At 48.9% G+C, this 15,274-nt stretch carries 15 protein-coding genes and 2 pseudogenes; 5 read left to right on the top strand and 12 right to left on the bottom strand.

What is annotated here, in order from left to right:
- Window positions 1-114 precede the first annotated feature (114 nt).
- The 6 genes from NWF35_RS15385 to NWF35_RS15360 form a co-directional block, all read right to left on the bottom strand.
- Window positions 115-471, bottom strand: a complete 357-nt coding sequence (locus NWF35_RS15385; protein WP_301240300.1) for a protease complex subunit PrcB family protein — start codon at window positions 469-471, stop codon at window positions 115-117.
- A gap of 14 nt (window positions 472-485) precedes the next feature.
- Window positions 486-1,442, bottom strand: coding sequence for a patatin-like phospholipase family protein (locus NWF35_RS15380; RefSeq protein ID WP_301240298.1), 957 nt, complete (start codon window positions 1,440-1,442; stop codon window positions 486-488).
- Between the two features lie 184 nt (window positions 1,443-1,626).
- Window positions 1,627-2,088: a transcriptional regulator MntR gene (gene mntR / locus NWF35_RS15375; protein WP_301240296.1), complete on the bottom strand. Its 462-nt coding sequence runs from the start codon at window positions 2,086-2,088 to the stop codon at window positions 1,627-1,629.
- Between the two features lie 328 nt (window positions 2,089-2,416).
- Entirely contained in the window at window positions 2,417-2,968 is a 552-nt protein-coding gene (locus NWF35_RS15370; RefSeq protein WP_301240294.1) for an NADPH-dependent FMN reductase, read from the bottom strand.
- 103 nt (window positions 2,969-3,071) lie between these two features.
- On the bottom strand, window positions 3,072-3,536 hold the full coding sequence (locus NWF35_RS15365) for a PCYCGC motif-containing (lipo)protein (protein ID WP_301240293.1): 465 nt from the start codon (window positions 3,534-3,536) through the stop codon (window positions 3,072-3,074).
- Between the two features lie 319 nt (window positions 3,537-3,855).
- Window positions 3,856-4,311 carry a hypothetical protein gene (locus NWF35_RS15360; RefSeq protein WP_301240291.1) on the bottom strand — a complete coding sequence of 152 codons (456 nt, stop codon included), beginning with the start codon at window positions 4,309-4,311 and terminating at the stop codon, window positions 3,856-3,858.
- A 262-nt stretch (window positions 4,312-4,573) separates the two neighbouring features.
- Here NWF35_RS15360 and hutH point away from each other — a divergent pair, with 262 nt between their 5' ends.
- The 4 genes and pseudogenes from hutH to NWF35_RS15340 form a co-directional block, all read left to right on the top strand.
- A complete protein-coding gene (gene hutH, locus NWF35_RS15355; RefSeq protein WP_435873922.1) occupies window positions 4,574-6,091 on the top strand; it encodes a histidine ammonia-lyase in 1,518 nt (505 codons plus the stop codon).
- Between the two features lie 286 nt (window positions 6,092-6,377).
- On the top strand, window positions 6,378-7,808 hold the full coding sequence (locus NWF35_RS15350; RefSeq protein ID WP_301240287.1) for an APC family permease: 1,431 nt from the start codon (window positions 6,378-6,380) through the stop codon (window positions 7,806-7,808).
- Window positions 7,809-8,116: 308 nt separating this feature from the next.
- Window positions 8,117-8,683 carry a class I SAM-dependent methyltransferase gene (locus NWF35_RS15345; RefSeq protein ID WP_301240285.1) on the top strand — a complete coding sequence of 189 codons (567 nt, stop codon included), beginning with the start codon at window positions 8,117-8,119 and terminating at the stop codon, window positions 8,681-8,683.
- A gap of 466 nt (window positions 8,684-9,149) precedes the next feature.
- Window positions 9,150-9,638: pseudogene (locus tag NWF35_RS15340) on the top strand (MFS transporter); the annotation flags it as partial.
- Between the two features lie 154 nt (window positions 9,639-9,792).
- Here the strand turns inward: NWF35_RS15340 and NWF35_RS15335 are convergent.
- Window positions 9,793-10,212, bottom strand: coding sequence for a hypothetical protein (locus NWF35_RS15335; RefSeq protein WP_301240283.1), 420 nt, complete (start codon window positions 10,210-10,212; stop codon window positions 9,793-9,795).
- A gap of 103 nt (window positions 10,213-10,315) precedes the next feature.
- Between NWF35_RS15335 and NWF35_RS15330 the strand changes: the two genes are divergently transcribed.
- Window positions 10,316-10,654 carry a hypothetical protein gene (locus NWF35_RS15330; RefSeq protein WP_301240281.1) on the top strand — a complete coding sequence of 113 codons (339 nt, stop codon included), beginning with the start codon at window positions 10,316-10,318 and terminating at the stop codon, window positions 10,652-10,654.
- Between the two features lie 89 nt (window positions 10,655-10,743).
- Here NWF35_RS15330 and NWF35_RS15325 read toward each other — a convergent pair.
- From NWF35_RS15325 to NWF35_RS15300, 5 genes and pseudogenes are all read right to left on the bottom strand, one after another.
- Window positions 10,744-10,839: pseudogene (locus NWF35_RS15325) on the bottom strand (recombinase family protein); the annotation flags it as partial.
- 144 nt (window positions 10,840-10,983) lie between these two features.
- A complete protein-coding gene (locus NWF35_RS15320; protein ID WP_301240280.1) occupies window positions 10,984-12,510 on the bottom strand; it encodes a long-chain-fatty-acid--CoA ligase in 1,527 nt (508 codons plus the stop codon).
- 638 nt (window positions 12,511-13,148) lie between these two features.
- Window positions 13,149-13,349, bottom strand: a complete 201-nt coding sequence (locus NWF35_RS15315) for a hypothetical protein (RefSeq protein WP_301240278.1) — start codon at window positions 13,347-13,349, stop codon at window positions 13,149-13,151.
- A 552-nt stretch (window positions 13,350-13,901) separates the two neighbouring features.
- Window positions 13,902-14,066, bottom strand: a complete 165-nt coding sequence (locus NWF35_RS15305; RefSeq protein ID WP_301240277.1) for a hypothetical protein — start codon at window positions 14,064-14,066, stop codon at window positions 13,902-13,904.
- Between the two features lie 1,022 nt (window positions 14,067-15,088).
- Window positions 15,089-15,274: hypothetical protein (locus NWF35_RS15300; protein WP_301240275.1), on the bottom strand; the 186-nt coding region annotated here is incomplete at its 5' end.

Genomic DNA, 15,274 nt, shown 5'->3' with positions numbered 1-15,274 from the left:
ATTCGGGGGAGGATGTCACGTGAACGACTTTCAAAAACATCAATTCATGAACACAGGAAAAAAGGCCACCCCGTGACTTGGAGTAATGATACGGGGACGTCTTGGCCGCAGGCTTCAAAACAATGCATTGGTGGCCTCATCAACCACTTTGGGCGTACCGGTGACGATCGACAACAGATATGGTACGGTCACGATTTGCGGATAGAAAAATCCGGGTGCGGGTGACAACACCTTGACCACGATCCGGGTGTCGTCACGTCCATTTTCCACTTTTACCAACTGAAGCCGATAACCCGCATTCGGTTTTTCTCCCAGGGTGATCAACAAATAACGACAGTTGTCATAATCGTATAAGTGCGCTCCTTTTTTCTTTTTATTTTGCGACAACCACCGCAAAACCGGAGACGGCAATCGCTGCTCTTGTTGGCGGGTGATCAGTTTGAATCCCATGGATTCTTTTCTCTCTGACATCCTTTCTCCCCCTTCTATCCCAACTCCGTCGGACGAATGGTATAGGAAACTCCCCGCTTCGCTTGGCGCACCGCTAAATATTCGGCAAATGTCCAATTGCGGAAAAAATCTTCCGCTGCTTGTCTGCCTGCTTCATATAGCAATCGCCGTTTTTCCTTGGAGATATGAAAGTCAGTCATTTTGACGTCTAGCGTTGGAACCAATATCGTCCGCACCTTTTCCTGATCCTTGAGATAACGGTTGTCATGTGCCTCCATCATCGTCAAAAAGAGTGCCCGCAATAAGGAAATCGGGCCGAAAATGTGATGTTCCTCCGCACTTAATTCGGAAACGAGACGAAAACCGAACGTGGGCCATCGCGGTTTTTCCTTATCGAACAACCAAACCGGGAAATTGCTAAGGATGGCACCATCGACAATATAGCAGATTTTTTTGGATATCTGGTTGACCACTTTCACCGGATCAAAAAAGTACGGGATACTGCAACTCATCCGAACTGCCCGGGCGACGGTCAATTGGTTCGGATCATACCCATAGTCGCTGTAATCATGAGGGAGGACCATCAGGTTTCCTCCACTGATGTCTGATGCAATGATGGTCAATTCGCACTCTTTCAGGTCTGCAAATGTATAGACACCCCGACGGGCCAACAGCTCACCGATCCACTTTTCCAACGAGTCACCTGGATACAATCCCTTGTGAATCCATAGCCGTAATGCAGGACCTATATACGGGATCCGATGGTACCACGTTTTGGGCATGAACTGCAGGAAATCCTGTTCCATCATCAGTGCATGAATGTCATCGGCACGGTAACCCGCCGCCAACAAAGCAGCGATGATGGATCCTGCAGACGTACCCGCCAATCGCTTCCATCGATACCCTTTCTCCTCCGCCACTGCCAGGGCTCCAACCAAACCGACGGCTTTCACCCCACCGCCCTCAAATACCGCATCGGCCCACACGGTCATCCCTCCCGATTGCTCCTGGTCTATCTATATGTGTCGCGGAAAAGAAAAAACCTATGGAACCTCATGGAACCTCATTCCATAGGGTTTATGACAATGTGAAACGGGAGCCGCATATCCCGCCTTCTCTCCATCGCCTGACGGCAAGAGTCGCTCGGCAGGAAAACGGCTCCCACTTGAAGGAATATTAATCCACCCTTTTTTCTCTTTCCCCGTCCGGATCCGCTTCTGAAACCTCGTCAGCCTCTTTGAGCGCCCGCAGCTCTGCAATCCGTTCCGGATTTCGCTGGAAATATTCCACCAGATATTCAATGCACGTGATGGAATCCCAGCTGAGATGATGTTCAATCCCCTCGACATCCTGGTAGATCTTCTCTTCACTCACACCGATGAGGCGCAGGAAATCCTCCAAAAGATCGTGGCGGTCCACCAACCGTTTACCGATTTTTTTGCCTTTCGGGGTGAGTACCAAGCCGCGATACTTCTCATATACCAAGTATTTGTCTTTGTCCAGTTTCTGCACCATCTTGGTGACGGACGAGGGGTGCACGTCCAACGCTTCGGCAATGTCGGAAACGCGCGCATAACCCTTCTGATCGATCAATTTGTAGATATTTTCCAAATAATCCTCCATGCTGGGTGTCGGCATGCGAATCCTCCCCTGTCCGTCGTATCCGTTCTTTTTGTGAAGCACATTTATTTTACCACAAACTTGACCATTGTGAAGAAAGTTTCTCATCAATGTCACAGCATGATAGACTGGCATGATCCTTTTTCGTGGGAAATATCCTGTGCATCGATCCCCTGTCTCGCGCTACTGCCCTAGAGTAGAACGCGAGCAAAAAGTACGCTGTGCTGATAGGAATTTCCCGCTGAATCATTCCTGCTATTTTCCGGTTCTCCGCTCGGTCGGGATTCGAATTCCACTCGCTGGATAACTTTTTTGCCGCCTGGCGAAAGGACCAGACACATCCTGGTTACGCTGATCCTTTGACTGCCATCCTTACGGCTTTCACTAGCTGGCGTCCCAGTTGCTCCAAGCGGTGCTGTAATTTTTCATCCTTCAGCGTGCCGTCCGGTCGAAACGCCTGATAGGACTGGGGCACCGACGGCATGGACGGCAGCGGCCACGCATGCAGCGTGCGGCAAATGATGTTCAGTGTGTTGAGCGTGTTGGTCGCACCCAGCGCACCGCCTGAGGTCCCAACCAAGGCGACGAATTTTCCTTCCAATTCCCGTGCCCCGATAAAATCGAGCGCATTTTTGAGCGCCCCAGATACACTGCCGTGATACTCCGGCGATCCGATTATGAACGCGTCGGCTTCCATCATCCATTGTTTGAACAGGTGCACCGATTCCGGATAAGTGGATTCATCCTCACGGCAATCGTACACCGGCAGATTCAATTTGCGCAGATCGACCCGTCGCACCTCGGCTCCTTCGGCTTCTGCGGCTTTTGATACGATCTCCACTGCTTTCCTCGTCGTGGATTCCGGATTCATACTACCGGATACGGCAACGATGTTCATCAGCTCCACTCCTCGATTAAAAACAAATTATCATCATGAATAGTTTACAAAATACATCATAGGGAAGCCAGCCGTCCCCTTGTGGGCGGTTCGCTTCCCTTTCTCACATTCCGTCAGGCGGTGCGGGGGTGTTCGTCGGCGACAATTGTGGTCCGTACTTTTGTTCAATTTGTTGACGCACCTCTTGGAGCGACTTCCCCGCTTCGAATCCCTTTTTGGCGTCCAACACCACATGGACGCAAATCTCACACCCGGAACCGTGCACATTGTACTCCAGTTGACCGTTTGCTTTTTTCCCCGCGATAAAACAACTTTTCACGCTTTTATGCCCCAGTGATCCACATCCGCAATAGCACGGAATATACTGAAGTTGATCCGCGTTGGCCGCTGCAAAGGCATACGCCTCCCGCACATGTGGTACCGTCGATTGTTCGACAAACGTTGGCATGGCTTGTCCTGAAGTGTGCCGCTCATGCCCGCTCGTACCACTCTTCGCATCGGTACCAGCAGCGCAACCCGAGGCAATAAACATGAGTGTAGCGGTCGTTCCTATCCACCACCGTTTCACCCGTTTATACGCTCCTCTCCAATCCTGTCGTCCCCCATGATAATCGTGACTTGCCCCATACGGCTAAAGTACCAAAGGGACTCCCTTTGGTCGCCATGGGCTTTTCGCTTCATCTGGCGTGCAACCCACATCCATCCACGATGGCCTCGTCCAAGTTTAACGCGTTTGGCTCACATAGTAGTTTTAAGTGTTTTCACATTTCATAGCTTGATTGTACCAAAATTCTGTCGGATTTACGAGAGGGCTGAAGCCACCTTTGTCAACGCTTCTGCCCAACGATCCATCGTTCAGTCTGCGGCACTATCCTCTGCTTCCATTTTCACTCAATCTCGTGTGCTACTACAGAGATGTAATCGACCATAACGAAACCGCTCTTGATCGAGATGGCGACCACCATGTTTTTGGTGAGGGGCAATGGAGGAGGAACGATGGTGAAAAAGGTAAAAAATCGCCTGGGCTTTCTATTCGGGGGGTCTACCGTAAGCGGCGTTTGGCCCAACAGCCTTCCGTTCCTCCCCAAATAGGCGACGTTGGCTACGGCGCGTGCCCCCGCCACTGGTGAGTGGTTCATCACACGAAAGCGAAGGTAATATGCGCATTGCCGACTAAAGGGCCCTTTTACCACCTGATAGATCAGTCCACCGGGACCCATGGCGACGGAAACGTCTCCCTCCGCCATCGGATTGGCCACCAGATAAGCCTTTTTGCCGCGCCAACGATGGAATCCGGAGGTGAAATTGCCGTTTGTCAAGATGTTTTGACCGTTGCAAGCCAAGGTGATCCCCTCTTTTCTCATCACTATCTCACATTACAATATATGCGGATTGCCGCACGTTCCCTTGGACTCCTGGTAAAAAAGGCTCGTCTCCGTCACTCGTATCATTCCGTTTTCACAACAAAGATGATACAATACCATCAACAGAATCATGCTAAGATTTCGCCGACCTTGGTTGGAAAGGAGGGATGGTTATGTTCCATCCCCTCTCCTCCGGGTCGGCTTTTCTTTGATAAAGGAGTGACGTGTTAACATGAATCGAATGATCGAACTTGACGGTGAACATTTAACACTGGAAGCGTTTGCGGAAATCGTGCTTCACCGGACACCTGCCGCCTTGAGCGATGAAGCGATCCGACGCATGAACCATTCCCGTGTGATGGTGGAACGCCTAATCGAGAAAAACCGGATCGTCTATGGCATCACGACCGGATTCGGCAAAATGTGCGACACTGTGATCGCACCAGAACAATCCGAACTGCTGCAACTCAACCTCATTCGTTCCCATGCGTGCGGCGTTGGTGAACCGTTGCCGGAGGAAGCGGTTCGAGGCATGATGCTTCTTCGAGCCAACGCACTAGCCAAGGGATACTCCGGAGTCCGTCCCGACGTGGTGGAATGCCTGATCGATTGGTTAAACCTTGGCCTCCATCCTGTCATACCCGCACAAGGTTCGCTCGGTGCCAGCGGCGACTTGGCCCCCCTCGCACATATGATCCTGCCCTTGCTCGGATACGGGGAAGTGTGGGTGAACGGCAAACGGGAACCGGCTGAAGCAGTCTGGCGCGCGCAGGGACGGTCTCCGCTGCGGTTGGCAGCCAAGGAAGGACTAGCGCTGATCAACGGTACGCAGATGATGACGAGCCTGCTCGCACTCGGACTGTTACGAGCAAAACAGTTGATCTTGGCCGCCGACATCATCGGGGCGATGACGATGGAGGCCTTGCGCGGTATCCCACACGCCTTTCATCCCCTCCTGCACGAGGTACGGGGGCAAATCGGACAAATCACCACCGCGGCCAATCTGCGCGCCCTGTTGACGGACAGCGCCCGAGTGACGCAGCCGGGCGAAATACGGGTACAGGACGCTTACAGCCTGCGGTGCATGCCGCAAGTCCACGGTGCATCCAAAGACGTATACCACTATGTGGAAGGTGTGGTATCCCGCGAATTGAACGCTGCAACCGATAACCCCCTCCTCTTTCCGGAAACGGGGGAGGCCATCTCCGGTGGTAACTTTCACGGCCAACCGCTGGCGTTGGCGGCTGATTTTCTTGCCATCGCCATGGCGGAGCTGGCCAATATCTCGGAGCGACGTACCGAACGGCTGGTCAACCCGCAATTGTCCGGATTACCCCCCTTTTTAACCAACCAAAGCGGTCTGCATTCTGGATACATGATCCTGCAATATGTAGCCGCCTCTCTCGTCTCCGAAAACAAGGGTCTCTGCCATCCGGCATCGGTCGATTCCATCCCCTCCTCAGCCAATCAGGAGGATCACGTCAGCATGGGAGCTACAGCCGCTCGTAAATTGCATCAGATCCTGGACAACGTGACCCACGTGCTGGCCGTCGAGTATGTCTGTGCGGGGCAGGCGTTGGAGTTTGCAAAACAGCAGTTGGGAAAAGGAACACAGGCGGCATACCGATTGCTGAGGCAACACATCCCGCCGTTGGTGGACGATCGGGAGGGCCATCGTGACATCGAAACAGCCGCCCGATTGATTCGGGACGGCCGGTTGGCGGAAGAAGTAGGGAAAACGGTGACGATTTTGCTGTAGGTCTGTGTTGAGACTCACACACTTGCATGAGTGGGTTTCTTGGGGAGATAGCGTCCCGTTGGGACGATGACGAAATATGCCTGGAAAGAATTGATCCGCCCGGGCTCGAATGAAGTAAAATATATAAAAAACTAAATTAACGGAATTGGGAGAGAAACTGGCTTAAAATTGTAAGCGTCTACTAAGAGGGTTCATACTGTAATTCCTAATTTGGAAAAACAAAACAAACCCGGTACCATACAGGAAGTCGGGTTTTTACCCCGTGGAAAAAGGAGGAAGTAGCTACATGGCACAGCAAGGCAAGAAAGGGCTAGTACGAGAGATTAGTCTATTTCAGGCAACTTCCATTAATATGTCGCAAATGGTTGGTATTGGCCCGTTCATTACCATCCCGCTCATTTTGTCAACCATGGGTGGGCCTCAAGCCATTTTTGGTTGGATTGTAGGCGCGATTTTTGCGATTGCCGACGGCCTTGTATGGAGTGAACTGGGTGCTGCCATGCCCGGAGAAGGTGGTTCTTACATTTATTTGCGTGAAGGTTTTCAGTACCGTACTGGTAAGTTAATGCCGTTTTTATTTGTGTGGTCTACACTGATTGCCACCCCGATGATCATGTCCACAGGCATGATTGGTATGACAAACTACCTAGCTTATTTTTGGCCTGAGATGACTCCGATGGATAAGAAACTGATAGCGGTGGCAATTACCGTCATTACAGTCGCCCTTCTCTACAGGCGAGTCAACTCGGTCGCAAAAATTATCGTCGTACTTTGGAGCGGTATGATTGTTACTGTGCTCTTGATGATTATTGCGGGCGCTACGCATTTTAACCCACATCTAGCGTTTGCCTTCCCGCACGATGCGTTTGATCCGAATAAGTTCCTCGCTGGACTTGGGGGAGGAATGCTCATCGCGATATACGATTACATGGGTTACTACAACAGTTGTTACCTCGGTGACGAAATCAAAAATCCGGGACGGACCATTCCACTCTCCGTCATTCTCTCTATTGCCGCCGTCGCTGTCATCTATATTGCTATGAACCTTGGCATCATTGGTGCGGTCCCCTGGCAAGAAGCGATGAAAAGCGCCAATGTTGCAACCCTTTTGATACAAACCGTTTGGGGGAAGACAGGAGCTACCATCATAACCCTCCTCATTTTATGGACAGGGTTTGCTTCCGTTTACGTGGGTCTGCTTGGCGCATCTCGAATTCCCTATCATGCTGCCATTGACGGACTGTTTTTCCGTAGTTTCAGCAAGGTTCACTATCGCTATCAGTTCCCACACATCTCTTTGTTTGTTATGGGGTCGGTAACCGCAATCTGTTGCTTCTTTGATCTCAGCCAAATCATCAACACACTGATGGCGGTTTCAATTGTGGTGCAGTTCATGGGGCAGATTGTTGCCTTAACCGTATTGCGTAAGCGGCAACCACATCTAAAAAGACCGTTCAAACAGTGGTTGTACCCGATTCCGAGCATCATAGCGTTTATCGGTTGGGCGTACGTGTTTTACTCCTCCGGCATGCAAGCCATAGAGTGGGCCATTGGGTGGACAGTGCTTGGCATCGTTGCCTTCCTCATCTGGGCCAAGGTGGAGAAGCAATGGCCGTTCGGGCCTAAACAGATTACCGAAAACTACCTGCACCATGAGGATCCGGAACCGAATGAATCGGTAATGGGGCTACGTAGTAAAACAAGTTCATCACACTGATTCAAAACACCTGTATTACATGAGGGATTTTAGATTTGAGGATGTATGTAAATACAGGGAAGCGGAGTAAGTGGCCCGATTAAACCCAAATCGTCTCTTACCACGCCACGGAAGGCGGGAGTTTAAGGGAGTTCCCTCTGACGGTCCGCCCTTCATAATAAGAAGAAATGAAAAGAGACCCGCCCAGGGCCTCACCCTGGGCGGGTCTCTTTGTGGTGGCGAAAAAGAAGGTGTGTCACTGTTTGGTGCGATGGCCGTGAGCTATAATTAAAAAAATAGAAATATTCAATCAAATGCAGGGGGTTTTTATGTCTATCGACAAAGAGATCCGCGTCGTAGTGGGAGCCGGAAGTTTCATCAACAATCCGGGGTGGATCCACACCCAGGAGGAGGAGCTCAATCTCCTAAAACGGGAAGACTGGATCCGGCGCTTTCAACCCGGAAGTGTCACCGCCATCCTGGCCGAACATGTGTGGGAGCATCTCACCTATGAAGAGGGAGTACGTGCGGCACATATTTGCTTTGAGTTTTTGAAGCCGGGTGGTTATGTCCGCTGTGCCGTGCCGGACGGTTTTTTCCCTGACCTCGAATATCAGCGTATCGTGCAGGTGGGAGGACCGGGACCGAAAGACCACCCTGCTGCCAGCCACAAAATCGTGTACAATTACCGCACGTTGACGCAGATGTTTGAAGAGGCCGGCTTTGAGACGTCACTTTTGGAATACTGCGACGAAAACGGACAGTTTCATTACCGCCACTGGGATCCGGATGATGGGAAAATCTTTCGTTCGCTGCGCTTCGACCACCGCAACAAGGACGGAAAGCTGAGATCGGTGTCAATCATTGTGGATGCGATCAAGCCGCAGCAAAAGTGAATAGTAGCTGGGATGAAGATATTATAAAAATCAGAAACATCCGCAAGGTTAAAGCCTCGGATTATTTGGGGGTAAGACTACTAAACCTGCTACTTTTCAGTAGTCTCACTAAGAAACCACCCTCGGGTGGTTTCTTACTTTAACAACTCTCGACGAATCAGCATATTTCCTATTGATTCCGTAACTATCTATGTCCGCTCAATTAGATTAGTGGATATTGATCTACACAAAAAAAGACTTTAACCGAGGCTTCTCGGTTCTTTTCTCCACATCGTTGGAATACAAACTTACGCCATAGGAACCACGTTCTAACTTCCATTACCCACTTTCCAGTAGTCTCAGTGGAACGGTTGCCACGTTAATGTTATTATACAGTTTAAATAGCTCAACAAATCAATATTGAACATCGATTCCGTTTATTCCAGGCATGACATGATACACCATGATCATCAGGAGGTGACTTTTGATGGCCGGTACCGGTTCGGGATCGAAGACGACCCAATACAAAACCCTTTTTTTGATTAGCATCGCGTTGGGGACGCTCCTCAACCCTCTCAACTCCTCCATGATCTCCATCGCCATCCCCCGCCTGCAGGCAGCCTTCCACCTGGATTTCACCGTGGTTTCCTGGATCATCTCCTCGTTTTACCTGACCAGCGCCATCGCCCAACCGGTGATGGGAAAAGTGGCCGACCAAATCGGACGAAAACGTGTCTTCCTCATCGGGCTGTTGCTGGTAGCGGCTTCTTCCCTCATCGCTCCCTGGGCGCCCACCTTCGGATGGCTAATTACCCTGCGCATGGTTCAGGCTGTTGGCAGCGGGGCCATCTATCCGGCAGGAATGGGGATGGTTCGGCACCATATCGTCAAAGGTCAGGCAAAAGCACTGGCCTTCCTGGCCATCTTTTCTTCCGCCTCCGCCGCCTTTGGTCCCACTATCGGTGGGCTGTTGATACATACTCGGTTGGCGATCTTGCTGGTAAAGCAGCCACAATTGACGACAGGATATTACCATATCCGCCACCGTTTGTGTTTTTTGTGAAGATGCCTCTTAAAGAGACACTAGCTTGATGACAAACCCTCGACAAAATCGCAAAGCTTGCTATATTTTATTTATTTTTAATTTCAAACTCTTCAATCGCCTTATGAACATGAAACTCATTTGGTGTGTTCCATATGGCAATCATCTTATATAAGCCGGACTCCTTGGGATACGGAATAAAGGGATAACCATCCTTCCAAGTTGAAACCCGAATCTCTTCATTCGTTTTTTCATCCATCACATGAACCTCGTTTGGAATAGGGGTAATGTTTATTTTAATGTACACACCTGAATCGTTGACTAACGCCGAATATTCAGGCCCTTTTTTTAATGTGACTTCACGCCCCTGCTCATCTATAAAGTGGACTCTCTTGAAATCGGTAACCGGTATTTTGTGTTCCTGCTTGTTAACGCCTTCTTCACTGCACCCTAAAAGTACTACAAAAAACAAAATGGAAATTGACTGCAATAACCCCAATCGTTTCATCCGCCGACCTCCTTGTTCCCATGAATTAATTAACTATCCACCAGAAATGTCCCAGTCAACTTGTCGGATTGAAATGAAAAAGATTTCGAAGGAAGGTTTCTCTATGTTCAGGATGAATACCTTCAGAGAGTTTCAACCGAAGACGGTCAACATAGATGACCTTATCCCTCGAGTTCATCTGCTGCGGGAAATCAACGAAACCATCGACTTTTCGCTCATTGCGGAGCCTTCGTTATGCTTGATACAGGGGGATTGCCAAAGTCAAAGAGCAATGCCTCCTGATTGCCGTAGCCCAAAACCATCAAAAAATGGCCTTGCTCTCGAAGAGAGGAAAAGGCTTTGTGATCCAATTCATTCTGTTTATTTCCCTAAAACATGCAACCCCTGGCTCTTTTCACAAGAAAAAGTGCCAGGGGTTTGTCAACAATCTCATGCCTCTTGAAGAGGCACTTTTTTGTCTTAATTAATAACTAGTAACAGAATATCCCTTCTGTTACGATTCGGATATATGGAGATCGTTCACCACTTCGATAGGTGTTTCAGTAATCGACCCAGACGATCCAACTTCCAAACAACGAGAGTGTCCCCTGGCCTCACGTAATCCAGGGCCTCCTCCAACCCTTTACGGGCAAAAATTTAGATCCAATCCATTAAATAATGTACTTACGTACAGAAACGAACTCCGTCAGGGTTGACTAGATTGGTAAATATATCCCGATCAAGGTAACGTCCAGAGCTATTGACCATGACGATGCAGGATCTTGCCCTCCATTATACAGGCTGCGCCTGCTTTTGTTGGTTGGCATGTTGACGAAGAACGTGCTTCATCACTTTGCCCATGCTGTTTTTCGGAAGTTCCTCCACAAATACGACTTCATGCAGGCTGTGATCGGGCAAATACCGGCGGACATGGGTAATGATCTCCTCTTCGGTGATCGAACTCCCTTCTTTCCGAACAACATAAGCCCGGGCAAGCTCGCCCCATACCGGATGTGCGACACCGACCACAGCAGACTCGGCCACTTCCTCTAACTGATTGATGACCGATTCCACTTGTGCCGGGAACACATTTTCTCCGTTGTAGATGATCATGTCCCGTAGCCGGTCGACCACGTACAATAAACCGTTCTCGTCCATCCAGCCCACATCCCGTGTATGGTACCAACCATTTCGAATCACTTCTTGGGTGGCTTTCTCCATATTCCAGTACCCTGCGAACATCAATGGCCCCCTGCAAACCACTTCTCCGATTTCACCTGGAGGCAATATTGCGCCTGTGTTGGGATCGACGATTTTTATCTCCGTCAAATATACAGCTTTTCCCGCGGATTCGCATGTCTCCAGACCATATTCCGGCAGCCAAAAGGTGGCGGCTCCTGCATACTCCGTCGCACCGTACACCTGTATTACCTGATACCCGAAATCGTACATCCCCCGGATCAACTCCGCCGGCACCTTGGAACCGCCACAGATGATCATGCGAAGGGAAGGCACATCTACATCCTGATGCTTCAACGACTCATACATATAGTTCAGCATCGACGGTACGGAAAACATCATGTTGATCTTCTCAGCATGGAGGAGATCCCAAATCTTCATGGGGTGGAATTGGTCGCTCACGACCAGCGTAAAGCCACGAACCAGGGCACAGACGGGAATGACCATGCCACTGATGTGGAACAATGGGGTAACCACCAAAAAACGATCCCGATACCGCCAATCCAGTGTAGTCGTGTTGGCAATGCTGCCGGCGAACAGATTGGTGTGGGTACATACAACCCCTTTCGGACGGCCGGTGGTTCCGGAGGTATAGATGATCAGGGCGGGATCTTCTCCGATCACATCCACCTGCGGCTCTTCATCGGGATATCCTTCAACCAATTCTTCCAAGGCGTCTTCTTCTACGTCCAAGCGAATTTCCTGCTGAATAAAAGGAAGCGTGCCCAACAAAGGAGTGACCTCATCAAATTCCCCGTCGTAAAACAGGATTTTGGGAGTGCAGTTTTCCAATATGTAACGAATTCCATCTGTTTTGAGCCGCCAGTTGATCGGTACCGTCACGGCGCCGATTTTAGCCGCAGCCATATAGATGATCGGAAAATGATGACTGTTTTTGCAAATGAGTGCAATCCGATCCCCTTTTTGCACCTGCAACTGGAGCAGGTAATGGGCCAACTTGTTCACGAACGCATTGTATTCCCGGTATGTCAACCGTTTTGTCGGCGATACCACAGCCTCCACATCCGGCGACAACCGCGCCCGGTGGCGAAGTAGCTCTCCAATAACGCTGACAGTCATAGGAACCTCCTTGGTGATTAGAAGATTTAATTATACTTACATGTTAATATATTAGCACCTGATTGTGAGCTGTTTAACCCATTCTTAAAAATTTTCTTGGTTCCCCCTTTTTCTATCTCAGATCGATGTTGTTTAATAGTAAATATCTTCCTGGAATACTGGTAAAATTGATTAATGTTGATCCGTAATTGTTTTGCTATAAATTCAACTACAGCAAAAGGAACACCGTCACCAGGCATACCCACACCGAATAAACTCAGTCGTATCAAGGGGTTTCGTCTTTTGCCAAGTTTGAAAAACGACATTGTGTCAATCTCAAACAGCCCATCAACAGCAGAAAAAAGCCCAGCAATAAAGCTGGGCAAAATCACAACAATGTGGTGTGTCCAACCCAGTTACCATCGTAACACCGACTGAGTTATTTCGAACTATACTGATATCTGCCCATGGAGGCGAAGGAGAATGAATAAACCCCTTGATTGGGGTGTAATCATAGTATTGGATCACTAGTTTCCCACAATTCTCCTCCACAAGTTAGTGGAGGTTTTTACGTAGTTAAACTCAAACATGGATCCCCTAAGGCCTCATTCTCCAAGGAGCCACTCTGGAAAAGAGTGGATTATAACGGCCTCATTGCTTCATTGGTCCATATCTTTGCGTTTTTCGGATGTGTTCTCTTCCCGTGATGAATCACGTTGGAACGAAGGAGTCATTGTGGAGAACAATATCAGGCCGGTTATTCCGATTCCAATTAAGATCCCACTCTCTATCGCCACACCAAAGATCAACAGCAGAATCAACACTGCCAGCAAACCAAAGAACTTGACAGGATGGTTCATGGATTACCCCTCTTTTTTTGACTTTTGGTTCCAGACTGACGCAAAACTCACCCTTTCTTATGCTGAACCCGACAACATGCGTTGACCACCCGTTCAGAATTTATGTTATGCGAACCCTTCTTCTGCACTGCATATCCCATCCTAGGCGCAGAAGCGCAATGGCTAGCATACTCTTTTTGTTGGATCATTTGTCCCATATGGGTTTACCCAATTGATTAAATTGCTGGCGATACCCCGTATAGAAAACTCCTTGTTTATGATACAGTTGGTTATTCAGAATGGTTTAAGATATGGTGAACCGGACTATAAGGTTTCATCGCAATATTAAAACCGACTGCAAACAGCAGTCGGTGTCAACCTACTATTTTTTCACAATGGGAATCTAAACCTCGGACCGATAGTGCCATTGTATCCTCCGGAGGATATACCTCCAGCTCAGGCGCTCCGGAGTGTTCATATCCTGTGGCGGGAAACCAGTGGGGCAACTCAGATTTTCCAGGCAAAAAAATGGCCGAAGAGATCTGGCCTACATTAAACTTCACTTTTTTTCTGTTATTCATTTTTGAACGGCAGTGGCGGCTGCGGCTGCAGCGGCAGCACCGGCAGCAGTGGCGGCTGCGGCTGCAGCGGCAGCACCGGCAGCAGCGGCGGCTGCGGCAGATCCTCCTCCTGCGTCAATAACGGACTTGAAAGTACTTCTAGCAACATTTCTGACAAGAGACGGGGTCTTCTTCGTAACCTTCAATAAAATTCTCCTCTCAATGAGATATTACATTCTATGAATCCCTTATTAGATTGGTTCTTTCTTGTAAGATTTATGGGTGTATCGTATTCCCAAAGAGCCGTTTGACAACATTGGCATCCCTCAAAGATCATAGTCTTGTAACGAACGAAAGAAGTGTTCAGCGGTGCTTTAGAAACCAGCCATTGAAAAGCATGGTCCTGAAATGAAGTATGTGATCCAACTATGTGGTTTATTTGGAACGCAAGCGCATAAACCTCCCTTTTTTATGCAATAGACAGGGAAGCACTTGAAACTGGAATCCTCCCCCTTAAAACCGCCAGAAATCTAAGCTTAACAGTGGTTTCGCCAGTTTTGCATAAAAAAATGAATTGGAACGTAACGGCAAAGCCCGTTTGTGAAATCCCTCAAAAAACCGCCCCAACCCCTTTTGTAACAGGGAATAGGGCGGTTTTTTTATAAGGTTTTAACGTTATGTAACGTTTTATGTCCTTACATAATTTTCCGATTGCATACGTTATACAGTCCTCTTTTGTTGGTTGAATGTCATTTTGGTCCGTTCCCATTTATCTTTAGCATAAAAGAGAGACTCTCGCATTTCTCCCAACGGAAGCGATGCTCCCGTTACCCCGTATACAAGGGTTTACAGCGTATACAAAAATCTATGTTTCATATGGGTTTCCCTATTGAGGCACAACCAGAACAACGATACTATTCGTTTTATCAAACGTCCCAATTACATATCAACGCCGTTCGAGATGGGAGAACAGATATTTTAAGATTATAACAGCTCCTGATCTGTGAGATCAGGAGCTGTTAATTTTCGGGGTAATTTTTTTCTCTGACTAGCAGCTTATTTATAGATGGTTGTAAATGGATCTTCATTTGATATGAGTGAGTGTACTATGATACAAGAATCCTTGTTCTAGAGTGTTTCCTGTCTCATCTTTTAGAGCCTACGTGACATCCTCCCCCGAATAAATTCGGGGGCATCCAATCAGGATGCGTACAGTTGAGCACTGTACTTCGGTTCAGTGACACCATGCCAACCAAGATGGTAAGACATGGCCACGGGCCGTGCCACTCGGCCACTACTCCCCTTGATGGGAGATACCTTGTAGGCTTTCTCGAAAATATTCAGTGCTCCGTTGATGTCTGCTTGCGTCTTCCAGCCGCAGGAACA

The organism is Polycladomyces subterraneus (assembly GCF_030433435.1).
Lineage (GTDB): Bacteria > Bacillota > Bacilli > Thermoactinomycetales > JIR-001 > Polycladomyces > Polycladomyces subterraneus.
This window is presented reverse-complemented; position numbering and strand designations above follow the sequence as displayed.

Bases quoted from the DNA above. Each gene is read 5' to 3' on its own strand.
- NWF35_RS15385 (WP_301240300.1), bottom strand. From the start codon at position 471: ATGTCAGAGAGAAAAGAATCCATGGGATTCAAACTGATCACCCGCCAA.
- NWF35_RS15380 (WP_301240298.1), bottom strand. From the start codon at position 1,442: ATGACCGTGTGGGCCGATGCGGTATTTGAGGGCGGTGGGGTGAAAGCC.
- mntR (WP_301240296.1), bottom strand. From the start codon at position 2,088: ATGCCGACACCCAGCATGGAGGATTATTTGGAAAATATCTACAAATTG.
- NWF35_RS15370 (WP_301240294.1), bottom strand. From the start codon at position 2,968: ATGAACATCGTTGCCGTATCCGGTAGTATGAATCCGGAATCCACGACG.
- hutH (WP_435873922.1), top strand. From the start codon at position 4,574: ATGATCGAACTTGACGGTGAACATTTAACACTGGAAGCGTTTGCGGAA.
- NWF35_RS15350 (WP_301240287.1), top strand. From the start codon at position 6,378: ATGGCACAGCAAGGCAAGAAAGGGCTAGTACGAGAGATTAGTCTATTT.
- NWF35_RS15345 (WP_301240285.1), top strand. From the start codon at position 8,117: ATGTCTATCGACAAAGAGATCCGCGTCGTAGTGGGAGCCGGAAGTTTC.
- NWF35_RS15335 (WP_301240283.1), bottom strand. From the start codon at position 10,212: ATGAAACGATTGGGGTTATTGCAGTCAATTTCCATTTTGTTTTTTGTA.
- NWF35_RS15330 (WP_301240281.1), top strand. From the start codon at position 10,316: ATGTTCAGGATGAATACCTTCAGAGAGTTTCAACCGAAGACGGTCAAC.
- NWF35_RS15320 (WP_301240280.1), bottom strand. From the start codon at position 12,510: ATGACTGTCAGCGTTATTGGAGAGCTACTTCGCCACCGGGCGCGGTTG.
- NWF35_RS15315 (WP_301240278.1), bottom strand. From the start codon at position 13,349: ATGAACCATCCTGTCAAGTTCTTTGGTTTGCTGGCAGTGTTGATTCTG.